General features: G+C 66.1%; 27 protein-coding genes. 19 read left to right on the top strand and 8 right to left on the bottom strand.

Annotated features, from left to right (window positions below):
- Positions 1-2 precede the first annotated feature (2 nt).
- The 4 genes from rplP (at position 3) to QM470_RS15690 (ending at position 1,539) form a co-directional block, all read left to right on the top strand.
- Positions 3-419 carry a 50S ribosomal protein L16 gene (gene rplP / locus QM470_RS15705; protein WP_066541965.1) on the top strand — a complete coding sequence of 139 codons (417 nt, stop codon included), beginning with the start codon at positions 3-5 and terminating at the stop codon, positions 417-419.
- A gap of 10 nt (positions 420-429) precedes the next feature.
- Positions 430-627: a 50S ribosomal protein L29 gene (gene rpmC, locus QM470_RS15700; RefSeq protein ID WP_066541986.1), complete on the top strand. Its 198-nt coding sequence runs from the start codon at positions 430-432 to the stop codon at positions 625-627.
- A 9-nt stretch (positions 628-636) separates the two neighbouring features.
- A complete protein-coding gene (rpsQ, locus tag QM470_RS15695; RefSeq protein ID WP_066541964.1) occupies positions 637-906 on the top strand; it encodes a 30S ribosomal protein S17 in 270 nt (89 codons plus the stop codon).
- A 123-nt stretch (positions 907-1,029) separates the two neighbouring features.
- A complete protein-coding gene (locus tag QM470_RS15690; RefSeq protein WP_066541963.1) occupies positions 1,030-1,539 on the top strand; it encodes a peroxiredoxin in 510 nt (169 codons plus the stop codon).
- 74 nt (positions 1,540-1,613) lie between these two features.
- On the opposite strand, the gene QM470_RS15685 is transcribed toward QM470_RS15690, so the two are convergent.
- Complete coding sequence (locus QM470_RS15685) at positions 1,614-2,192, bottom strand: hypothetical protein (protein ID WP_066541962.1); 579 nt, start codon at positions 2,190-2,192, stop codon at positions 1,614-1,616.
- A 200-nt stretch (positions 2,193-2,392) separates the two neighbouring features.
- Between QM470_RS15685 and QM470_RS15680 the strand changes: the two genes are divergently transcribed.
- Positions 2,393-3,142 carry a hypothetical protein gene (locus QM470_RS15680; protein WP_283339896.1) on the top strand — a complete coding sequence of 250 codons (750 nt, stop codon included), beginning with the start codon at positions 2,393-2,395 and terminating at the stop codon, positions 3,140-3,142.
- Positions 3,143-3,229: 87 nt separating this feature from the next.
- Here the strand turns inward: QM470_RS15680 and QM470_RS15675 are convergent, their stop codons facing one another.
- From QM470_RS15675 to QM470_RS15645, 7 genes are all read right to left on the bottom strand, one after another.
- The gene (locus tag QM470_RS15675) at positions 3,230-5,320 is read right to left on the bottom strand and encodes a flagellar biosynthesis protein FlhA (protein WP_066541958.1); all 2,091 of its coding nucleotides are present in this window, start codon (positions 5,318-5,320) and stop codon (positions 3,230-3,232) included.
- Positions 5,317-6,456 carry a flagellar type III secretion system protein FlhB gene (flhB, locus tag QM470_RS15670; RefSeq protein ID WP_283339895.1) on the bottom strand — a complete coding sequence of 380 codons (1,140 nt, stop codon included), beginning with the start codon at positions 6,454-6,456 and terminating at the stop codon, positions 5,317-5,319. The genes QM470_RS15675 and flhB overlap by 4 nt, the downstream gene beginning before the upstream one ends.
- A 4-nt stretch (positions 6,457-6,460) precedes the next feature.
- Positions 6,461-7,237, bottom strand: coding sequence for a flagellar biosynthetic protein FliR (locus QM470_RS15665; RefSeq protein WP_283339894.1), 777 nt, complete (start codon positions 7,235-7,237; stop codon positions 6,461-6,463).
- Positions 7,238-7,245: 8 nt separating this feature from the next.
- Complete coding sequence (gene fliQ, locus QM470_RS15660; RefSeq protein ID WP_066541952.1) at positions 7,246-7,515, bottom strand: flagellar biosynthesis protein FliQ; 270 nt, start codon at positions 7,513-7,515, stop codon at positions 7,246-7,248.
- Positions 7,516-7,519: 4 nt separating this feature from the next.
- Positions 7,520-8,182, bottom strand: coding sequence for a flagellar type III secretion system pore protein FliP (gene fliP, locus QM470_RS15655; RefSeq protein WP_225608902.1), 663 nt, complete (start codon positions 8,180-8,182; stop codon positions 7,520-7,522).
- A 124-nt stretch (positions 8,183-8,306) separates the two neighbouring features.
- Positions 8,307-8,669 carry a FliM/FliN family flagellar motor switch protein gene (locus QM470_RS15650; RefSeq protein WP_280013873.1) on the bottom strand — a complete coding sequence of 121 codons (363 nt, stop codon included), beginning with the start codon at positions 8,667-8,669 and terminating at the stop codon, positions 8,307-8,309.
- The gene (locus QM470_RS15645) at positions 8,666-9,424 is read right to left on the bottom strand and encodes a hypothetical protein (RefSeq protein WP_283339893.1); all 759 of its coding nucleotides are present in this window, start codon (positions 9,422-9,424) and stop codon (positions 8,666-8,668) included. Before QM470_RS15645 ends, QM470_RS15650 begins: the two co-directional genes overlap by 4 nt.
- 212 nt (positions 9,425-9,636) lie before the next feature.
- Between QM470_RS15645 and fliE the strand changes: the two genes are divergently transcribed.
- From fliE to QM470_RS15575, 14 genes are all read left to right on the top strand, one after another.
- Entirely contained in the window at positions 9,637-9,972 is a 336-nt protein-coding gene (gene fliE / locus QM470_RS15640; RefSeq protein WP_280013853.1) for a flagellar hook-basal body complex protein FliE, read from the top strand.
- 94 nt (positions 9,973-10,066) lie between these two features.
- Positions 10,067-11,683: a flagellar basal-body MS-ring/collar protein FliF gene (fliF, locus tag QM470_RS15635; RefSeq protein WP_283339892.1), complete on the top strand. Its 1,617-nt coding sequence runs from the start codon at positions 10,067-10,069 to the stop codon at positions 11,681-11,683.
- Complete coding sequence (locus tag QM470_RS15630; RefSeq protein WP_279999536.1) at positions 11,655-12,710, top strand: FliG C-terminal domain-containing protein; 1,056 nt, start codon at positions 11,655-11,657, stop codon at positions 12,708-12,710. Before fliF ends, QM470_RS15630 begins: the two co-directional genes overlap by 29 nt.
- Complete coding sequence (fliH, locus tag QM470_RS15625) at positions 12,707-13,396, top strand: flagellar assembly protein FliH (RefSeq protein ID WP_283339891.1); 690 nt, start codon at positions 12,707-12,709, stop codon at positions 13,394-13,396. Before QM470_RS15630 ends, fliH begins: the two co-directional genes overlap by 4 nt.
- On the top strand, positions 13,393-14,742 hold the full coding sequence (locus tag QM470_RS15620) for a FliI/YscN family ATPase (protein ID WP_280013859.1): 1,350 nt from the start codon (positions 13,393-13,395) through the stop codon (positions 14,740-14,742). Before fliH ends, QM470_RS15620 begins: the two co-directional genes overlap by 4 nt.
- Positions 14,739-15,191, top strand: a complete 453-nt coding sequence (locus QM470_RS15615; protein ID WP_066541935.1) for a flagellar FliJ family protein — start codon at positions 14,739-14,741, stop codon at positions 15,189-15,191. Before QM470_RS15620 ends, QM470_RS15615 begins: the two co-directional genes overlap by 4 nt.
- 36 nt (positions 15,192-15,227) lie before the next feature.
- On the top strand, positions 15,228-16,694 hold the full coding sequence (fliD, locus tag QM470_RS15610) for a flagellar filament capping protein FliD (protein WP_283339890.1): 1,467 nt from the start codon (positions 15,228-15,230) through the stop codon (positions 16,692-16,694).
- Between the two features lie 23 nt (positions 16,695-16,717).
- A complete protein-coding gene (gene fliS / locus QM470_RS15605) occupies positions 16,718-17,116 on the top strand; it encodes a flagellar export chaperone FliS (protein ID WP_066541933.1) in 399 nt (132 codons plus the stop codon).
- The gene (locus QM470_RS15600; RefSeq protein ID WP_283339889.1) at positions 17,103-17,408 is read left to right on the top strand and encodes a hypothetical protein; all 306 of its coding nucleotides are present in this window, start codon (positions 17,103-17,105) and stop codon (positions 17,406-17,408) included. The genes fliS and QM470_RS15600 overlap by 14 nt, the downstream gene beginning before the upstream one ends.
- A complete protein-coding gene (locus tag QM470_RS15595; protein ID WP_283339888.1) occupies positions 17,405-18,460 on the top strand; it encodes a flagellar hook-length control protein FliK in 1,056 nt (351 codons plus the stop codon). Before QM470_RS15600 ends, QM470_RS15595 begins: the two co-directional genes overlap by 4 nt.
- Positions 18,461-18,498: 38 nt before the next feature.
- Positions 18,499-18,936, top strand: a complete 438-nt coding sequence (locus tag QM470_RS15590; protein ID WP_218333386.1) for a flagellar basal body-associated FliL family protein — start codon at positions 18,499-18,501, stop codon at positions 18,934-18,936.
- Positions 18,937-18,945: 9 nt separating this feature from the next.
- Entirely contained in the window at positions 18,946-19,710 is a 765-nt protein-coding gene (gene fliA, locus QM470_RS15585) for an RNA polymerase sigma factor FliA (RefSeq protein ID WP_283339887.1), read from the top strand.
- 32 nt (positions 19,711-19,742) lie between these two features.
- Entirely contained in the window at positions 19,743-20,627 is an 885-nt protein-coding gene (gene motA / locus QM470_RS15580) for a flagellar motor stator protein MotA (protein WP_066541924.1), read from the top strand.
- Positions 20,620-21,582, top strand: a complete 963-nt coding sequence (locus QM470_RS15575; protein WP_066541922.1) for a flagellar motor protein MotB — start codon at positions 20,620-20,622, stop codon at positions 21,580-21,582. The genes motA and QM470_RS15575 overlap by 8 nt, the downstream gene beginning before the upstream one ends.
- The last annotated feature ends 33 nt before the right edge of the window (positions 21,583-21,615 follow it).

Raw genomic sequence — 21,615 nt, 5'->3', positions numbered from 1 at the left:
ACATGCTGCAACCTGCACGCCGCAAGTTCCGTAAGGAACAAAAGGGCCGCAACACCGGTATCGCTACCCGTGGCAACTCCGTTGCCTTCGGCGATTTCGGTCTGAAGTCCACGGACCGTGGCCGTCTGACGGCCCGCCAGATCGAAGCCGCACGTCGTGCGATTTCCCGTCACGTGAAGCGTGGCGGCCGTATCTGGATCCGCGTGTTCCCGGACAAGCCAATCTCTACCAAGCCCGCAGAAGTGCGTATGGGTAACGGTAAGGGCAACCCCGAGTACTACGTGGCCGAAATCCAGCCCGGCAAGGTGATCTACGAAATCGTAGGTGTGCCCGAAGAGCTGGCCCGTGAAGCGTTCCGCCTGGCTGCTGCCAAGCTGCCGCTGCGCACGACCTTCGTGTCCCGTCAAATTGGTGCTTAAGGAGATCAACATGACGAAATCTGCTGAACTCCGCCAAAAAGACGTGGCTGGTCTGGAAACTGAAGTGAAGTCCCTGCAAAAGGCTCACTTCGGTCTGCGCATGCAAAAGGCCACGCAACAACTGGGCAACACTGCGACCCTCAAGGCTACCCGCCGCGACATCGCTCGTGCCAAGACCATCCTTGCTGAAAAGCAAGCCGCCAAGTAAGGAGCCGACATGACGGAAGCTAAAACATCCCTCAAGCGCACCTTGATTGGCAAGGTGGTCAGCGACAAGCGCGCCAAGACCGTGACGGTCCTGGTGGAACGCAGCGTGAAGCATCCGATCTATGACAAGATCGTGGTGAAGTCGAGCAAGTACCACGCTCACGACGAGCAAGGCCAGTACAAGATGGGTGACACCATCGAGATCACTGAAAGCCGCCCTCTGTCGAAGACCAAGAACTGGGTGGCTACCCGCTTGGTGCAAAAGGCTGCCCTGGTCTAAGCATTCACCCGCTTTGACAGCAAAGTCTTAAAAAGCGACCCACAATGTGGGTCGCTTTTTTGTTTCCGGGACCTGCGTGCATGTCGCCGCAGGCTGGATTCACTTCATGACAAAGGACGCACCATGATCAAGGTTGGAGACACACTGCCCGCATGCAAGCTGATGGAATATGTGGAAGTGGAGGGCAATGGCTGCAGCATCGGCCCCAATCCGGTGGAACTGCCCCAGGCCCTGGCTGGCAAGACGATTGCCCTGTTCGCCGTGCCCGGCGCGTTCACGCCCACCTGCTCGGCCAAGCACCTGCCCGGCTACATCGAGCAAGTGGAGGCCTTCAAGGCCGCCGGCGTGGATGAAATCTGGTGTGTGGCCGTCAACGACGCCTTTGTGATGGGTGCCTGGGGCCGCGACCAGAAGGCCGGCGGCAAGGTGCGCATGATCGCCGACGGCGATGCAGCATTCGCCAAGGCCATCGGCCTGACGCTGGACCTGAACGGCAAGGGCCTGGGTCTGCGCAGCAACCGTTACTCCATGCTGGTCAAGGACGGCAAGGTGGTGAGCCTGAACGTGGAAGGCCCTGGCAAGTTCGAAGTCAGCGACGCAGCCACCCTGCTGGGCCAGGCCAAGGCCGCCTGACGCTGCGGGACCTCGCGGTTCCCTCCCAAAGAACGCCACAGCCGTGGCGTTTTTTTATGGGCCGTTGCGTTTGCTCAGGCTTCAGTCTCCGCGGCCGGTGGTCGCTTCAGGGAAGAGGAGGGCGCGCCATTGTCCAGGATGGGGGTGGTCCAGCGTCCGGTCTTGAAGACATCGGACACGCCGCGGTTGCGGGCCTCCTGCTCCACGGTCTTGCGCCAGTCTTCCAGCAGCTGGGTGCGGCCCGCGGTGTCCTGCATCAGCAGGGCGGTTTTCAGGAAATGCATGAGCCGTGTGACGGTCGAGGAGGGGCGGGCATCCGGGCGCATCCAGCGGTAGGCGGCAGAGCTTTCCGCGCCGAAGTAAGTGGCGAAACGCTTGGGCTCCACATCGGCCACCTCGTTCATCAGCGCGAACATTTCGCCCGCCGTGGGCTGGCGCGGCACCACGGCCAGTTCGGGGTGCTGGGCCAGAAAGCGCACCAGCAGGGCCAGGGTGGGGTCCTTCACCGGCTCGTCCGGCGCCTGGCGCACCACCTGCATCCAGCGCGTGATGGACATGCTCAGCACCCAGATGATGTCATTGGTCAGCAGACCGAATTCCTGACGGACGGCATCCAGATCGCGGCCCAGGACGGGGCGGTTTGATGGAATCATTGTGAGAGAATGTGAAGAATTTACAAATTATTACCAGTTTCACTGCACTTTTGGCAGGGACGGCATCTGAGCTGACATGCTGTGCCGCCAATTGCGAGCAAGCTAGCCGAATTATTCCAAAATCGAGACAAATTTAGCATTGCAAATATACCGTGCGTCAGTACGTATATTCGCCATGCCTGTAACAAAACGTTTTCCGAATGCCCCATAACGCCACCTCCCGTGTCCAGCTCACGCTGCTCAGCCTTATCCGTGTGCATGGTCAGCAGGTACAGCCCATGGTGGGCACCAGCCGGGTGTGCGAGCGAGGGGACGATGTGCACCTGGTGGCGGGCTCCATTCCCTTCCACGACCGGGCCATGGACGCCAAGGCCCCCACACCGGGCAAGGGTCTGCTGGCCTTGTTCGGCATCCGGGACGCGCTGGACGAGCTGCAGCACTGGCGCACCGTGGCGCGCAACTCGCAGGCCCAGTTCGCCTACCTGCAGCTGCAGGTGGAAGTGGGCACGCCGGCGCCGGGCGCTGTCACGCGCCAGATGCTGCGGGAATGCGGCGCCCAGCTGCGCTTCCTGAATGTGCGCCGCAGTGCGGCCGAGTTCCAGAAGGAAGCGCTGGCCCGGTTTGCCGCCTGGGTGGCCGAGGAAGGTGGAGACCCGGGACGCGACATGGCGCATGTGCGGCAGATGGCCTTGCGCCCGGACCTGTTCGAGCGCCTGCTGTACGAGGATGCGGACCTGCAGCACATCGATGTGATGGTGCTGCCCCTGGCCGACTGGCCCGATCCGGCGCGCGTGCGCCAGGTGGCCTATGTGCGTGCCGGCACGCCGCTGATGGCCCAGGTGCAGGGCAGTGACCGGATGCAGGTCCACCTGCCCGGCTGGATGGCACAGCGCCACGGGCCGGACCAGGACATGGCCTACCTGCCTTGTTGCGAGGACAGGGCGGCCTAGCGCCGCGGCACCGCTTCCGGCGGGCGCGGAGCACTCCTGCATCCGCCGCCGTGATGCCTGCGCCTGGCGCGCAGGCCGTTGCGGCACTTATCCCACGGTGCCCAGGACTTTCAGCTCCTTGCCTTCGGGCACTTCATTGAAGGACAGCACCTGCAGGCCCTGGGCAAACAGGCGCGCATAGCGGGCCAGCAGTGGGCGCAGCTGGGGCGTGACCAGCAGGATGGGCGCGGTGGCCTGCTGCTTCATCAGGTCGCGCGCATGTGCCATGTGCTCCTGCAGCTGGCCCAGCAGGCTGGGATCCACCGGGTAGTTGTCCAGCGGCACTTTCTTGTTGGTGTGGCGGGCGCTGCTGAGGGCGCCCAGCAGCAGCTGCTCCAGTTCCGTGCCCAGGGTGAAGGCCTTGATCTCGGGGGCCGTGCTGACGAGCTGGCGGCGCAGTGCGCAGCGCACTTCGGCGGTCAGCAGGATGGGGTCCTTGGTGGTGTCGATGCTGTCCAGCAGCGCGGTGGCGATCTGCACAATGTCCTTCAGGGCCACCCCTTCGCGCAGCAGCTGCTTGAACACGGCGTGCTGCAACTGCGCCGGGCAGGCCTTTTCCAGCGCGGCGGCCAGCTTGGGCGACAGGGCATTGAGCCGTTCGTGCAAGGCATGCACATCGTCGTGGCGGATCAGCTCGTCCAGGTGCTGGCGCACCACGCGCGTTACGTGGGTGGCGACGATGCTGACGCAGTCCGCCACCTGGTAACCCATGCCCAGGGCGTGGGCCTTGTCCTTGGGGTCGATCCAGGTCACCGGCAGCTGGTAGGCCGGTTCGATGCCGGGAATGCCGTCGAGCTGGCCGTACACATGGGGCGAGGGAATGGCCATCAGCTTGTCGGCGTGCACCTCGGCCTTGGCGACGATGCTGTCGTTGATCAGGATGGTGTACTGGTTGGGAGGCAGGGTCAGGTCGTCGCGCACATGCACGGGGGGCAGGACAAAGCCCATCGCCTCGCTGACGCTCTGGCGCACGCCCTTGAGCCGTGTGGCCAGCGGCGCACCCTGCCCGGGGTCGAGCTGGCTGACTAGGCGGTAGCCCACGCGCACCGACAGCTGCTCGGTGATGGGCAGGCTCTGCCAGCCAAAATCCTGCACGGCCGCCGCGGTCACGCTCTGCAGCAGGCCCAGGTTGTCGGGCGCCGGCTGCACGCCGCCGGGCTGCTTGGCCATGGCCCAGCCACCCAGCACCAGCACCGCGGCAAACGCCAGGAAAGGCATCCAGGGCATGCCGGGGATCAGGCCCAGCACCAGCATCACGCCGGCGGCGCTGTACAGCACGGCCGGCTTGGCCAGCAACTGCTGGCGCACCTGGTCCGAGAATTCGCCGGCGTCCGCATCGCTGATGCGGGTGACGATCACCGCCGATGCGGCCGACAGCAGCAGCGCCGGGATCTGGGCGACCAGGCCGTCACCGATGGTCAGCAGCGCATACAGCCGGAACGACTCGCCCAGCGGCAGATCGTGCATCAGCGAGCCGATGGCCACGCCGCCGATCAGGTTGATGATCAGGATCAGGATGGAGGCGATCGCATCGCCCCGCACAAACTTGGAGGCGCCGTCCATGGCACCGTAGAAGTCGGCTTCGGTGGCGACTTCCTTGCGCCGCGTCTGGGCCTGCTGCTGGTTGATCAGGCCGGCGTTCAGGTCGGCGTCGATGGCCATCTGCTTGCCGGGCAGGGCATCCAGCGTGAAGCGGGCCGAGACTTCCGAGATCCGCTCCGCGCCCTTGGTCACCACCACGAAGTTGATGATCATCAGGATGATGAACACCACGAGGCCGACGACGAAGTTGCCGCCGATCACCACGTTGCCGAAGGACTCGATCACATGGCCGGCGGCATCGGGCCCGTTCTGGCCGTGCAGCAGCACCACGCGGGTTGATGCCACGTTCAGGCCCAGGCGCATCAGGGTGGTGACCAGGATGATGGTGGGGAAGACGGCAAAGTCCAGCGGCCGCTTGACGCCCACGGCCACCAGTACCACCACCAGCGACAGCACGATGTTGAAGGTGAAGAAGATGTCCAGCGCCAGCGGGGGCAGCGGCAGCATGACCATGGCCAGCAGCGCCAGCAAAAACACAGGCACAGCCCATTGGTGGCGGGACAGGGCCTGGCGCAGTTCGGTGACGTAGTGCTTCATGGTGCAGGAGACGGATCAGACAATTCGGTAGGGACGTCCAGCGCGTGCGGCATCTCCGGGCGTGCAGGGCGCTGGCCCTGGCGGAAGGCCTTGATCTGCAGCACGTAGTGCAGCACCTGGGCCACGCTGCGGTAGAGCACGGCCGGGATCTGCTGGTTGACTTGGCTGGTGTGGTAGACGGCGCGCGCCAGTGCCGGGATGCTGACGACCTCGACCTGGTGCTGCAGCGCGATCTCGCGGATGTAGAAGGCCATCTCGTCCACCCCCTTGGCGATCACATACGGCGCTTCGGCCCGCTGGGTGTCGTAGCGCACGGCCACGGCAAAGTGTTCGGGGTTGACGATCACGGCATCGGCCTTGGGGACGGTGGTTCGCACGCTGCGCCGGGCCAGCTGCCGCTGGATCTGGCGGATGCGGTTTTTCACTTCCGGGCGGCCTTCGTTGCTCTTGTGCTCTTCCTTGACTTCCTGCTTGCTCATGCGCTGGCTGCGCAGAAAGAAAAAGCGCTGCAGCGGAACGTCGATCAGCGCCAGGATGACGAAGATGACCACGATGGACATCACGCCGGACAGAAACAGGGCAATGCCTTCCCGCACCGCCAGGTCCAGGGTCATCGAAGGCAGGGCGGTGAAATTGCGCACATTGGCCTTGCAGTAGGCGTAGACCACGCCGGCCACGGTCGCAGCCTTGAGTACGGACATCAGCAGGTCGCCGTAGTGCTTGGCCTTGAAGAACTTCGACAGGTTCTGTTTGGGGCTCAGGCGGCTGAACTTGGGCTGCAGGTTCTTTGGCGACAGCAACCAGCCGCCGGGGAACAGGGACGCGACGGCCACCAGCAGCGGGGTGATGAACAGCGGCAGCAGCATCTGGGCGAACAGCATTCCGGCATCGGCCCAGACGGTCCCCACCATGGCGTCGATGGTGCCGGTACCGGAGGCATCGTCCAGGCCGCGCTGGAACAGGCCGTGGAATTTGCGCAGGTAGTCGGGCATGAACAGCGCCGTCACCTGCAGCGTGACCACCAGCCCCACCGCCGTGGCCAGGTCGCGCGAGCGCGCCACCTGGCCTTCTTCGCGCATCTTGCGCAGCTTGTGGTCGGAGGCCCGTTCGGACTTGTCGCCTGCACTGTCTGCCATGTGCTCAGGCTTTCATCATCAGGGTCAGCATGTCCAGCGCGCGCCGGGTCATCTGCAGGTAGTGGGCCGGGATGTGGCGCAGCATGAAGGCCAGCATGGCCAGGCCGAACAGCGTGACGACGGAAAAGCCCAGCGCAAAGATGTTCAGGCTGGGGGAGATGCGGGCCATGAAGCCAAAGCCCAGCTGTACCAGCATGGCGGCAAAGATGATGGGCGTGGCCAGCAGGAAGGCGGCGGCAAACACCCAGCCCATGTTGTAGGCCACGGTCTGCAGTTGCAGCCGGCTCAGGCTCTGGCCCACCGGCCAGGCGTCGAAGCTGGCCGACACGATGCCGGCCACCAGCAGGTGGATGTCCAGTACAAAGAACAGCAGCATGCCCAGCAGCAGGGCCAGCACCGACAGCGCATCGGAGGAGCTGCCGTTCACCGGGTCGTTGAGCATGGCCATGGCCAGGCTGGTCTGGGAGGCGCTCAGGAACCCGAAGATGCTCAGTGCGGTCGTTGCGAACTGCAGGCCCAGGCCCAACACGGCGCCAATGGCGATCTGCTCCAGCGTCAGGGCCACGGCCGTCAGCGAAAAGGCGTTCACGGAAATGACGGCACTGCTGACCGAGGGCAGGGCCACCACGGCCAGGGTCAGCGCGATCGTGACCCGCACCCGCACCGGGACGGTGGGGTCGCCGAAGATGGGGGCAAACGCCAGCAGGGCCATGATGCGGGCAAACGGCCACCACAGGATCTGCAGCCAGTACAGTAAAAAGGGGTAGAGGCCTTGCTCCATGGCGGTGGTCAGCCCAGCAGCGTGCTGGCGTACTGGAAGAAACGCACGCAGAAATCCATCAGCTGGGTGACCAGCCAGCGCGCGCTCACCGCCAGGGCCAGCAGCGTGACCATCAGGCGGGGCAGAAAGCTCAGCGTCTGCTCGTTGATCTGCGTGGCGGCCTGGAACAGACTGACCAGCAGGCCCACGATCAGGCCCGGCACCACCAGCACGGCCACGATCACGAGCACCAGCTGGATGGCCTGCAGCAGCAGGTCGACCGCGATATCGGGCGTCATGGCGCTACAGCCCCTGGACGCTGGTGACCAGCGTGTTGACCGTCAGGGACCAGCCGTCCACCAGCACGAACAGCAGAATCTTGAAGGGCAGCGAAATCACCAGCGGGGACAGCATCATCATGCCCATGGCCATCAGCACCGAGGAGACGACCAGGTCGATCACCAGAAACGGGATGAAGAGCACGCAGCCGATCATGAAGGCGGTTTTCAGCTCGCTCAGCACGAAGGCCGCAACCTTCACCGTGAAGGCATGGTCCTGTGGGGTGGCGACCGGGCCTTCCTTGGCCAGTGCGCTGACCTGTTTCAGTGCCGCCTCATGGGTCTGCGCCAGCAGGAAGTCCGACATCGGTTTTTCGGCGCGGCGCAGTGCATCGATCAGGCTGATCTGGTCTTTTTCGTACGGCTCGAAGGCCTCGGTCCACAGCCGCTCGCCCACCGGGCGCATGACCAGCAGGGTCAGGATCAGCGCCACGCCGGTCAGCACCCGGGTCGGCAGGCCCTGCTGCAGACCCAGTGCGGAGCGCAGCAGTGCCAGCACGATGATGAAGCGCGTGAACGTCGTCATCATCAGTGCCATCATGGGCAGAAGGCCCAGCAGCGTCATCAGGACCAGCACCTCGGTCTTGACCGAGAGCTGGGTCACGCCATGGGCTTGCTGGCTTTCCATCAAGGGAATGTTCGCGGCCTGCGCCACGGGTAGCCAGGCGCACAGGCAGGCTGCCAGCGCCCACCCAACAAGGGCGCAATGCGCCCTGTGAGGTTGCGGTTTCATGCGGGTGCGCGGCGCTGGCTCAGAGGCCCAGGGCGGGCAGCTCGGCATGCAGGTCCAGTACCTTGAGGCCATAGGACTCACCGCAGACCACCACCTCTCCCTTGCCGATGGCGGCACCGTTGACCTTGATGGTCAGCGGTTCGCCCACGATGGTGTCCAGCGGCACCACGCTGTCCGGCCCCAGATCGGCCAGTTCCTGCAAGGTGATGCGGGCGGAGCCGGCTTCCAGCGTCAGGGTCACCGGAATGCGGTGCAGAAAGGGCGACAGGCGCTCGGGTTCCGGGAGGGCTGGGGCCAGGGCGGGCGCTTCGGGGGCCGCTTCCGCGTTGCCCGCCAGCAGGTCTTGCAGGTCCATGTTGTTGTCGAGTTCCATAGTCTTTATTCCAAGGTCTCAAAGGCAGTCAGGTGCAGCTTGCCGTGGTGCTCGGCCACCGAAGCGGTGAGCAGGGCTTCGCCGTTGAGCAGCACCGTGGTGCGCCCCAGGGCGATCGGTAGCACGCTGCCCCGTCGCAGCGCCTGGATGTCGGCGGTGGAAACGGTTTTTTCCAGCAGGCGTGCGGTCAGCTCCACCTGCAGCGGGGCCGCCGGTTTGGCCGCGCCCGGCTGGGCTGTGCGCTGGGTGCGGCGCAGCTGCAGCGCGTAGTGCTCCAGCGTGCGGCTGGCATCGGCATCCAGCGTGATGTGCAGCGGCTGCCAGTTGCTGTCCCCCACCTGGATGCGTGCCTGCCATTGCCAGGCGCTCGCCGACGTGGAAGGGGGGCTGTCCAGCGCCGCACCGGCCTGGGCGCACAGCGCGGCAACGGCGCGCAGCACCGCGTCCTGCAGGGCCTGGCCAATGCGCCGTTCCGTGCTGCTGGGAGGGGTGTCGGGGGCATCCGCCTGGCCGTCGGCCGTGAAGCCATAGCGGGCCGCCATATGGGCGAGCACGGTGGCGCGCTGCAACTCGATTTGTAACGCCTGGGGTGCGACACCCGGCAGCGGCGTGAAGTGGGCGTGCGCGATCTGGATGGCAATCGGACGGTGGCCGGTGCCATGCAGCTGTGCCTGTACATGCTGTGCCAGATCGGCCGCCAACTGATCGAAGGCTTGCACCGGGCGCCCCAGCAGGACGGGGTTCAGGGTTTTGATGTTCTGCACAGTAGATATCTTTTTCACCTTTTATTTAAGGTGTGGCGTCACGCAAAATGAGGCTGTTACAGAGAACAATACAGGAGATATGGAATGTATTGCGAAATCGCTAGTATTTGTATCAGTTGTGAATAGTATACTGTTCGTGCAACAACTTATTCCCTCGAAATCAGCGACGCACCTGTGTAGATGGGGGCTGTCGGTGGCGCAGGGGCATGCCGATGAACATCGAACCCTCAAGCCTTTTGCTGCAGACCCGGGGCGCTTTTGCGCAGTTCGTGCCGCCCCAGCTGGACCAGACGCCCGTCATGCCCGCAGCCGGCCAGCAGGCCGCAGGCAGCGGCTTTCTGCACCTGATGGAAAACGCCGTGCTGTCCGTGGATGCACAGGGGCGGGCCGCTTCGGACCGGATGGCCGCGGTCGATGCGGGCCAAAGTGATGACCTGGTCGGGGCCATGCTGTCCAGCCAGGAAGCCAGTCTGTCGTTCTCCATGTTGATGCAGGTGCGCAACAAGGTGATGGGAGCGATGGACGAGGTCGTGAAGCTCCAGGTTTGAGGCAGAGGACATACCGGTGTTGGATTCCCTTAAAAAACGCTTCGCAGGCATGCCTGCCGCACAGAGCGTGCTTTCTTTCTCGTCCTCTCCCGGTATGGCGCGTGTCGCCGTGCCGCTGGTGCTGGCGGCGGCCATCGTCACGGCGCTGGTGGTGCTGGTGCTGTGGCAGAGCAGCGGCAACTACCGCCCCCTGTTCGGCGCCCGCGAGAACGTGGTGACCTCGGATGTGGTGGCGGTGCTGGAGGCCGATGGCCTGAAGTACCGCCTGCATCCGGATTCCGGCCAGGTGCTGGTGGCCGAGTCCGATCTGGGGCGCGCCCGCATGCTGCTGGCCGCCAAGGGCGTGGCGGCCAAGTTGCCTGAAGGCCTGGAGCTGATGGACCGCAACGATCCGTTGGGGGTCAGTCAGTTTGTGCAGGACGTGCGCTTTCGCCGCGGCCTGGAAGGCGAGCTGGCGCGCAGCATCACCACCCTGGATGCGGTGGCTGCGGCACGGGTGCACCTGTCGATTGCACGCTCGTCATCGTTCGTGGTGAACACCGGGGATAAGAGCTCGGCGTCGGTGGTGCTGCAGATGCAGCCGGGGCAGCAGCTCAAGCAGGAACAGATCGCCGCCATCATCCACATGGTGTCCAGCAGCGTGGCCGGACTGGATCCCCAGCGCGTGGCGCTGACCGACCAGGCGGGCAATTTCCTGTCGGCCCGCGTGGACCTGTCGGAAGGCTTCGATCCGCTGGCGCAGGAAGGCCAGGCCGGCAAGCTGAGTGCCGAGCTGCGCCAGAATGCCCAGGAGCTGTTGACCGCCGCTGTGGGAGCGGGGCATTTCCGTGTGACGGTGACGGCCGATCTGAGCCAGGACCGCACCGAAGAGTCTTACGAACAGTACAACGGCGATCCGCGCGTGCTCAGCGAAGCCACGCGGGAAGAAAACGACCGCAGCGGCGGGGTGGCCCTGGGCGTGCCCGGCTCGCTGAGCAACCGTCCGGTGAATGTGCCTTCCGAGCCGGAGGCGAAGGACGGCAAGGACGCCAACAACAGCAACTTCCGCGCCGCCGTGTCGCGCAACTACGCCTACGACCGCAGCGTGGTCCAGGTCAAGCGCGGCAAGGGCCGCATCAACAAGCTGCATGTGGCGGTGATCCTGGACGACACCGTGGCGCCCAAGGGCAGCACGGTGTGGAGCCCGGAAGCGCTGCAGCGCGTGGAAAAGCTGCTGCGCGTGGGCATGGGCGTGGACAGTGTGCGGGGCGACCAGATTGCGGTCTCCAGCATGCCGTTTACCGTGCCACCCCCGGTGCCGCAGTGGTGGGAGGAGCCTGCCAACTGGTATGGCGCGGTGGTGATGGCGCTGTGGACCATCGCTGGCGGCGTGGTGCTGGTGCTGCTGGTGCGCCTGGTGAATGCGGTGCTGCGCCATCTGCGCGAAGGCGCCAAGACGGCCGCCGCGGTGGCGCAGGCCGCTCCGGCCCTGGCGGGTGGCGGCGAGGCCGACCTTGCCCTGCTGCAGGCGCCGGACAGCGCCCGGGTGTCCACGACCGATATGTCGATGGTGCCCTTGCTGGAGAACGTGGACCTGCCGCCCCCGGGCTCGGAAGTGGATGTGATGGTGGAGCATTTGCGCACGCTGGCGGCCAAGGAGCCGGAGCGCGTGGCGGAAGTGGTCAAACAATGGGTGCAAAAACATGGCCAACCAGTCGGTAGCGAACGCTGAGGGCGCGGCGCGCCTGGCATTGCCGGGCAAGAGCGCGGAAGAGCTGAACCTCATCGAGCAGGCGGCCATCGTGCTGCTGAGCATGGGTGAAGAGCCGGCCGCTGGTGTGCTGCGCTGCCTGGAACGCGAGGACCTGCTGGCGGTGACCCAGGTGATGTCGCGCCTGAGCGGCATCCGCGTGGATTCCGTGCGCCAGTCGCTGCAGCATTTCTTCGATGACTACCGGGAGCAAAGCGGGGTGCATGGTGCATCGCGCAGCTTTCTGCAGCGCTCGCTGGGGCTGGCGCTGGGCGGTGACATTGCCGGCAGCGTGCTGGACAGCATCTACGGCGATGAAGTGCGCCCCAAGATGGCGCGGCTGCAATGGGCTTCGCCAGCGTGGCTGGCCGAGCGGCTGGCGCAGGAGCACCCGCGCATGCAGGCCGTGTTCCTGGCCTTTCTGCCCCCGAAGCTGGCGGGCGATGTGATCGAGTACCTGCCGGCATCGGGGCGCGAAGCGCTGGTGCTGAACGTGGCCAGGCTCAAGGATGTGGACCGCGATCTGCTGGTCCAGCTGGAGGTGCTGACCGACCAGTACCTGAGCGAATTCGGCACGCAAAGCGTGGCCATGGAAGGCGTGAAGCAGGCGGCAGAAATCCTGAACCGCATTCCCGGCAACAAGCAGGAGCTGGTGGAGCAGTTGCGGGCACGCGACCCGGAGATCGCCTCGGCGATCGAGACCGAGATGTACGACTTCTTCGTGCTGTCCACGCAGTCCGAAGCCACGCTGACGCAGATCATCGAGGCGGTGCCGGCCGAGCTGTGGGCACTGGCGCTCAAGGGGGCGGAGCCCGCCGTGCGCAAGGCAGTGCTGGGTGCCATGCCCCGGCGCCAGGCACAGAGCTTCGAAGACCAGATGCGCCGCAGCGGACCGGTGCCGCTCAGCCGGGTGGAGCAGGCACGGCGTGAAATCATGGACCTGGTCAAGGCCATGGTGGATGCCGGCGAGCTGGAGATCCAGCTGTTTGCCGAAGCCGTGGTGGAGTGAACGTGCTGTACCGCCCCTACCACTTCCCCCCTCTGGACCTGGTGCAGGCCGACAGCCTGCAGCAGAGCTCTGCGCCCACCGGCGAGCGCGAACGCAATGCCCAGGAACTGGCCCAGGCCTACGAGCAGGCGGTGCAGCGCGGGCATGCCCAGGGCGTTGCACAAGGGCAGGCCGATGGCGAGCGTGCCGGCTATGAAGTGGGGCAGCAGGCCGGCATGGCCGCCGGGCGGGCCCAGGCCCTGCAGGGCGCGCGCGAGGAGCTGCAGCGCCTCGGCGCCCCGGTGACGGCCGCCGCCGCGCAGCTGCAGCTGCTGCACGCCGACTGGGAAGCCAGCTTGCGCAAGGATCTGATCGATCTGGTGGAAAAAGTGGCGCGCCAGGTGGTGCGCTGCGAGCTGACGCTGCAACCGGCGCAGATTCTGGCCCTGGTGGAAGAGACGCTGGCCGGCATGCCGCAGCGTACCGGGGCCGTGCAGGTGTTCCTGAACCCGTCGGATCTGCAGCGCATCCAGGAGCTGGACCACAGCCGTGTACCGGCGTGGCAGCTGCAGGCCGACAGCGCACTGGAGGCGGGCGAATGCCGCCTGCTGGTGGGCGATGAAGAAGTGGATGCCGGCTGCAAGCAGCGCATGGCGGCCTGCATGGACCAGGTGCGCGGACAGCTGCACCCGGTGGAGCCGGTGTGAGCAGCCTGCCGCCGCCACGGTCTGCGCCGGAAGGCGGGCTGGCGCATTCGCTGCGCAGCGTGCAACTGTCCGATGTGCCGGTGGCCCAGCCCACGGCCCGCCTGCATGCCGCCACCGGGCTGCTGCTGGAGGCGACGGGCGCGGCACTGCCGCTGGGCGCGCGCTGCCAGATCGAGGGGCCGGGCGGCGTGCCACTGCCGGCCCAGGTGGTGGGGTTTCGCGGCGCGGTCTCGTACCTGATGCCGCTGAAGGCGGTCACCGGTCTGGCGACGGGCGCCCGCGTCACGCCGGATTCGGAGACGCAGACGCCGAATATTGGCGTCAGCTGGCTGGGACGCGTGATCAATGGCCTGGCGGAGCCGCTGGATGGTCTGGGGCGTTTGACGGGCGATGTGCCTTTGCCGGCCCATCCGCCCAAGGTGCATCCGCTGAAGAAGCGACCGATTGCCCAGCCGCTGGATGTGGGCGTGCGCAGCATCAACGGGCTGCTGACCCTGGGGCGCGGTCAGCGGGTCGGGCTGTTTGCGGGCAGCGGTGTGGGCAAAAGCGTGCTGCTGGGCATGATCACGCGCCAGACCGAGGCCGATGTGATTGTGGTGGGGCTGATCGGCGAGCGCGGGCGCGAGGTGCGCGAGTTCATTGAACATGCGCTGGGGGCCGAGGGCCTGCGCCGTGCCATCGTGGTGGTGGCCCCCGCCGACGAGCCGGCGCTGATGCGCATGATGGCGGCCGAGCTGTGCCACACCATTGCGGCGCATTTCCGCGACCAGGGGCGCAATGTGCTGCTGCTGCTGGATTCGCTGACCCGCTACGCCATGGCGCGGCGCGAGATTGCGCTGGCCCTGGGCGAGCCCCCGGCGACCCGGGGCTATCCGCCTTCGGTCTTCAGCATGCTGCCGCAGTTGGTGGAAAGCGCCGGCAACGGCGAGCAGGGGCAGGGCAGCATGACGGCCATCTACACCGTGCTGGCCGAAGGCGACGACCAGCAGGACCCGGTGGCCGATACGGCGCGCGCCATTCTGGATGGCCACATCGTGCTGCGGCGCGAACTGGCGGAGCGTGGGCAGTACCCCGCCATCGATGTGGCGGCCTCCATCAGCCGCTGTATGCCCCAGGTCGTGGCGGAGGGCCATTTGCAGGCCGCCCGCCAGGCCAAGGAGCTGCTGGCGCGCTACAGCCAGGTGCGGGACCTGATTCCCATGGGCGCCTATGTGCCCGGCGCCGATGTACGGACCGACCAGGCCGTGCAGCGTTGGCCGCTGCTGGAGGCCTATCTGCGCCAGGGCACCCATGAGGCGGCGATGTTGCCGGCCTGCATGGCGCAGCTGCAGGAGGTGTTGGCATGAATGTCCCGGTCCCCGCCCTGGCGCAGTACGTGCACGTGCTGGACCAGCGTGCCCAGCAATCGCTGGCGCAAACCAGCCAGGCCCGCACCCGCCTGGACCACACCCAGACGCAGCTGGAGCGGCTGCGGAACATGGCCCGCAGCGCCGGGGTAAAGAATTTGCACGGAAGTGTCGCCCTATATGCGAACGCAGCGGGTTTCCGTTCCGGGCTGATGGACATGGCCGAGCAATTTCGCGACACCCTGGGGGTGCAGCAGCTCGAATATGTCCAGGCCCAGGCGCAGATGCAGAAGGCCTTCCGCCAGCATGGCAGCATGCAGACGGTGTTGGAGCGAGTGCGCACTGACATGGCTGTGGTGCAGCAGCGCCAGGAACAAAAGCACACGGATGAGCTGGCGGGCCAGGCATGGCAGCGTCAGCTTCGGCAGCCGGATACCGGAAACCGCTAGTACGGCCCAATCGCGAACGCATACCAGGGGAATACAGTGGCAACCTACGATCCAGTCTCTACCGCCAAGGCACTTGCCGAAAGCTATGTCTACGCCCGCCAGACGCAGGTAGATACCAACACGTCCAAGACGCAGGGCAAGGTGACCGCCCTCACCAGCCTGCAGACGGCACTGTCCACCTTCACCACTGCGCTCAACACGCTCAGCGCCAAGGGCAGCGTGGTGGCACAGACGGCCACTGTGTCGCGCAGCACGGCCGCCTCGGCCTCGGTGTCGGGCACGGCGTCGGCCGGCAGCTACAGCTTCGCGGTCAGCCAGCTGGCCACGGCCCAGCAGTCGCTCTACAGCATGGAAGACCTGGGGCTGGCACTGGACACCACCTTTCCTCAGGACACCACCATGGTGGTGACCGCCGTCGGGGGCGCTGGCTACATCCAGGTGGACCTGGCGGCGGCCGATGAAAACAACGACGGCAAGCTGTCCGTCACGGAAATCGCCCGCGCGCTGAACCAGGCCAGCGATGGCAAGGTCACGGCCTCGGTGGTGACGCAGAACGGCAAGCAGCAGCTGCTGCTGAACGCCGGAGGCACCGGGCTGGAGAACGCTTTCCAGCTGCACATGGTGCCGTCGAGCGGTGCCGATGCGGCGGCCCAGCAGCTGGCGACCGACTGGGCCGCCACGGTGGCGGGGCTGCAGAACGGCACGATCACAGCCATGCCGGCCGCTGGCGGCGCGAGCATCGGCGGCAAAGGCACCCAGCTGTCGCTGGCGCAGGATGCGGTGTTCAAGCTGGGCGGCGATACGGGTGTGGAGATGCGCCAGGCGTCCAACACCTATACGGGCATTGACGGACTGTCGGTGACCTTCCAGGAAGTCACCACCAGCCCCGTGACGATCACGGTGGCCAAGGACGATGCCGCGACCAAAAGCAATATGCAGAGCTTTGTGGACGCCTACAACACGCTGGTGAAGGCCATGGACAAGCTGACGGCCGCAGGCAATGCCGAAGGCGGCGTGGCCGCAGGCGCGCTCAACGGGGATTCGGGCGTGCGCACGCTGCGCAACCAGCTCAACAGCCTGCTGCGCACCAGCGTGGGCGGTGTGAGCCTGACGGACTATGGCATCTCGGCCCAGCGCGACGGCACCATCGCCCTCGATGCGGACCGTTTTGCCAAGAAGGTGGCCGCCAACCCCGACGCCCTGACCAGTCTGCTGGGCCAGACCAATTCGCTGGAATACAAGCGCACCGGCGTGCTGGGCAGCCTGCAGACCTATATCAACACCTGGAGCAATGCCTCGACGGGGTTCCTGAAGTCGCGCCAGGACGGACTGCAAAAGCAGCTGACGCAGTACAGCAAGGACCAGGACAACATCGACCGCCTGTATGCACAGGCCTACCAACGCTATCTGACGCAATTCACGACGCTGGCCAACCTCGAAACCACGATGGGCAACACCACGAGTCTGCTGGACTCGCTGTTCTCTTCGTCGTCTTCGAGCTGAGGCGGCGTCGCGCATCCCGAGCTATGAACGACAACCTTTGGAATGATGGATACGGGGGCTACCGCTCCGCCAACATGGTGGCCCAGACTGCGCAGGCATCGCCTGTGGAGCTGGTGCTGATGCTGGTGGACGGCCTGCTGGAAGAGATGGCGCGCCTGCGCATGCACATCGCGCACGGCCGGTTCGAGGAGAAAGCCCATTCCATCGCCAAATGCGCCGACATCCTGACCGGGCTGGGCAGCGCACTGGAGGTCGAGGCGGGCAACGAAGTGGTGGAAAACCTGTCCCGCCTCTATGACTTCTGTGCCCAGCGCCTGAACCAGGCGGGCTTTGACATGGATGCCGACAAGGTGGGCGAAGTGCAGGACATCGTCCAGACGCTGCGCGCCGGGTGGCAGGGGATGGCGGATGCCCGCCTTTGATGCCAAGCGCCTGGAAGCGCTGGCCCAGCAACTGCAGGCGGCCGCGGCCGCGCAGGATTGGGTGCGCCTGGGGCAGCTGGACCAGTTGCTGAGCCAATGGCTGACCGAGGAGCAGGCCACGCCGTCGGCCGATCCTGCCCAGCAGGCGGCATGGCTGCGGGTGGCGTCCGCCCATGGGCAGGCGCGCAGCGCGTGCCAGCAGGCATTGCAAGAAGCAGGGGCGCGCTTGCGCGACCTGCACAACCACAACGAGGCGCACAAGGCCTACGCATGGCAGGAGCAGCTTTCATGAATTCAATGCCGGTCAGCACCGCGCTGGCCTCGGCGCCTGCCGGAGCCACACAGGGGCCTGCCGTGGCCCAGGCCACCGAGCCTGCGGCAGCGGGTGCTGCCGCACCCCAGGCCTTCGCACTCGGCGCGGCCGACTACGCGCGGGTGCTGGAACAGACGGCGCTGCCACAGGGCCTGTGGGCTGAATCAGGTGGGCATGACAAGGCCTCCACCGTGCAGGCCTTGCTGGCCAAGACCGAGCATGCCTGGGCCGACGAAACCGACAGCGCGCTGGATGCCAACGCCCTGCCGCTGCTGCCCAGCCTGGCCCCGGCCTGGCAGCCGGAGATGCTGAAGCCACGGCATGCACAGGGTGCAGCGGTGGAGGCGCCTGCCGCGGCGGATGCCGCTCTGGCCACGGCGGCCATGGGCGTGCAGATGCCGGCCGTGCCGGCAGAGACCGAGGTGCTGCAGCGCGTGCAAGCCCGGGCGGAAGCGGTGGCGGCCACGCCAGCCACCGTGCATGCACCGGTGGATGCCGGCGCACGCAGCGCCGCGGTATCGCCCGAATCCACGGCGGTGCTGTCGGCGGCACTGCAGCTGGCACCGACCCCGGGCGGACTGCCGCTCGAGCTGCCCGCCAAGCCCGCGGCACCGACCACGGCTGCGGCGGCGCGTACGGAGCAACCGGTGCTGCAGGCCTTGGCACAGCGCATCCAGCTGCAGCAGTCGCAGGGGGTGGAGGTGGCGACGGTGCGCCTGGATCCGCCACAGCTGGGCACCCTGGAAGTCCGCATCCAGCATGACCCGTCCGGGGTGCAGGTGACGCTCCAGGCCTCGCATGCGGAAGTGGGGCGCCAGCTGGCCGGCCTGGCAGAAGGCTTGCGCCAGGAACTGCAGGCCCGCACGCAGGGCGAAGCCTCGGTGGTGGTGGCACAGGGCCGCCCGTCCGGCCAGACGGCGGGGCAAGGCGGGCAGTCGCGCGACAACCCAGCGCCCTGGGCACAGGCTGAGGAAGAAGCAATCGGTCAGGCCCTGCAGGCCTGGCAGTCCGCGGCGCAGGCGGCGGGCTGAGGTACAGAGCGGGAGGGATGATGGCGAAGAAAATTGGAATGCTGTTGGCGTTGGTGGCGATCCTGGGAGTGGGTGTCGCTGCCGGGGGATGGTGGTGGGGGCAGCGTGCGCCGGTGGCGGTGGCCGCCCAGACCTCGCCGCAACTGGATGTGCGCCAGGCCAGCTATGTGACGCTGGACAAGATCGTGGTCATGCTCAAGACCGACCAGAGCCTGCGCACGGCCAACACCTATATGTCGCTGGATCTGGTGCTGCGCACGGACAAGCTGCACGAGAAGGCCGCGAAGGCCGAGCTGCCCATGCTCAAGGGGGTGGCGGTGCGCACGCTGTCCCAGGTGGCGATGGAGCAGGCCAAGGCCATGAGCATCGACGAATGGACCGAGCTGCTGACGGCGGACCTGGTGGCGGCCTATGCCAGCCACCCGGATCTGCGTCCGTTCGACAAGGTCATGGTGTCGCGGCTGATCATCGAATAAGCCCCGCCCATGCTGCAGCAAGACACCTCCGCTTCGTATGGCGACACTGCCGCGCTGGTGGCCGGAGGCTGGGCACCGGCCGACGGGCTCTACAGCACGGCAGCCGTGTCGCCGCAGCAGGAACAGGCGGTGCTGACCGCCTACCTGCCCATGGTCAAGCGGGTCGTGCGCCAGCTGGCCTCGCAGGCGGGTGAGGTCATGGACCAGAACGATATGACCCAGGTGGGCCTGATGGGCCTGCTGGAGGCATTGCGCCGCTACGGTGCGGTGGACGAGGCCTTTGCTGGCTATGCCCGCCAGCGGGTGCGTGGGGCCATTCTCGATGAACTGCGGCGCCAGGACTGGCGCCCGCGCACGGTGCGCCAGAGTGCCCACAAGGCGCGGGATGCGGTGCGCGCCCTGCGCCGCCAGCTGGGTGCGGAGCCCACGCAGACACAGATCCAGCAGGCCCTGGGCATGGACGACGAAGCCTACCTGGCATACGAACAGGCGGAGTCTGCGGAGGCCATGGCCAGTCTGGATGAAATGGTCGGCCAGGGCATGGACCTGCCCAGTTCGGCGGCAGATCCTCAGCACGCCGTGCTGCAGCGCCATCTGCTGGAGCAGATGCTGGCGCAGCTGAACGAGCGGGAACAGCGCGTCATCCAGCTCTATTACGAATTCGACCTCAACCTCAAGGAAATTGCAGCGGTGCTGGAGTTGTCCGAGGCGCGGGTCTGTCAGATCAACAAGGAAGCGCTGCGCAAGATGCGTGCAGCGCTGGAGGGGGCGTAAGCCCCCCGCCGTCATTTCGGGAAACACAAAGCATGTTGCAACTTCTGGGCATCTTCATTGTGCTGGGCACCGTCTTCGGAGGGTTTGTGCTCAGCGGCGGTCAACTGGGGGTGATCTGGCAGCCGATGGAGGTCTTCATCATTGCCGGTGCGGGCCTGGGCGCGCTGGTGCTGGGCAATCCCAAGCACATCCTGTCGGAGCTGTGGCTGCAGCTGCGCAATGTGATGTCGCAGACCAAGCAGACGGTGGAGTTCCAGCGCCAGCTGCTGCTGCTGATGTACGAGCTGCTGCTGACCGCATCCGGGGGCCTGAAGGCCCTGGATGCGCATGTGGAAAAGCCCAAGGACAGCCCGCTGTTCCAGCGCTATCCGCTGGTGTTGGCGGACGCCAAGCTGCTGCATTTCATCGTGGACAACTTCCGCCTGATGGCCATGGGCAAGATCAGCAGCCACGAGCTGGAAGGCGTGCTGGACCAGGAGCTGGAAACCATCCAGGAAGAGCTGCTGCAGCCGGCCAAATCGCTGGGCAAGATCGCGGAGGCCATGCCGGGCTTCGGCATCCTGGCGGCGGTGCTGGGCATTGTGATGGCCATGAGCTATGTGGCCGATGGCGCCACGGCCGGCGAGATCGCGGTCAAGGTGGGGGCTGCCATGGTGGGCACCTTCATCGGCATTTTCCTGTGCTACGGCGTGCTGGATCCGCTGTGCAACTTCATGAAGCAGCGCGTGATGGAACACATTGCCGCCATGGAGTGCGTGAAAGTGGTGCTGGTGGCCCATGTGGCGGGCAAGCCGCCGCTGCTGTCCATCGATGCGGGGCGCCGCCTGGTGCCGCTGAACATCAAGCCCAGCTTTGCCGCGCTGGAGACCTGGATCACCGACATGACGGCCCGCGAGACCGGAGGGGCCCGTGCTTAAGCGTGCCGGCCAGGAGCATGGTGAGGTCGTCGTCAAGAAAAGCGGCGGCAAGCACCAGCATGAAGAGCACAACAGCGCCTGGAAGGTGGCGTTTGCCGACTTCTGTCTGGCCCTGATGTGTCTTTTCCTGGTGTTGTGGGTGCTGGCCGCGCGGGACAAGGAAGAGATCGAGATGGCCATGGCCGCCGGCGCCGCCCCCAATATGACCTACCAGGGCCAGGGCGTGCGCATGATTGGCGAGTACCAGCCGGGTTCGCTGATCCCCAAGAATCCCGTCAGGCCGCAGGCCCAGGAAGAGACGGGCGGCCAGCCCCGGGTGCAGAAGCTGCTGGACAGCCCGGAAGAGCTGGCGCAGCTGTCGCGCCGGGTGCGGGAGGTCGGCGAACAGGTCGGTCTGGGTGACCACATCGTGACCGCGGTGACGGCCGAAGGCCTGCGCATCACCGTGCACGACACCGAGCAGAGCGGCATGTTCAAGCTGGGCAGCGCCGAGCCCACTGCCGAGTTCGTGCGGCTGCTGCGCCGCATCGGCCCGATGTTCCGCGAGATCGACAACCAGCTGGTGATTGCCGGGCACACGGATGCCTTGCCGTATTCCAGCCACAGTGCGTTTGCCGCATCCAACTGGTCGCTGTCCATGCAGCGGGCACTGGCGGCGCGCGGCCACATGATGCTGGGCGGCATGCCGGAGCGCAGCGTGCTGCAGGTGATCGGCATGGCCGAAGTGGCACCGGCCGATCCCGAACAGCCCCAGGCGGCCATCAACCGGCGTGTCGAGCTGCTGGTGACCACCAAGGCCCATGCCCAGAATGTGCACCAGACGTTTGGCCGCCTGCCGGTGAGCGAGCCCTTGACGCCCGGGCTGCAAAGCTCGCCCGCGGACACGCCCATGCTGGAGCTGCTGCGCAAGGTATTGCTGCAGCCTTTGCAGGGCGAAGCGCAGGCCAAGCCCTAAAAACTGTCATCATGCAAAGCAGCAAACTCAGAG

Source organism: Comamonas sp. 17RB (assembly GCF_030056555.1).
GTDB lineage: Bacteria > Pseudomonadota > Gammaproteobacteria > Burkholderiales > Burkholderiaceae_C > Comamonas > Comamonas terrigena.
The sequence above is the reverse complement of the archived record's forward strand: the minus strand, read 5'-3'. Positions and strand labels throughout refer to the sequence as shown.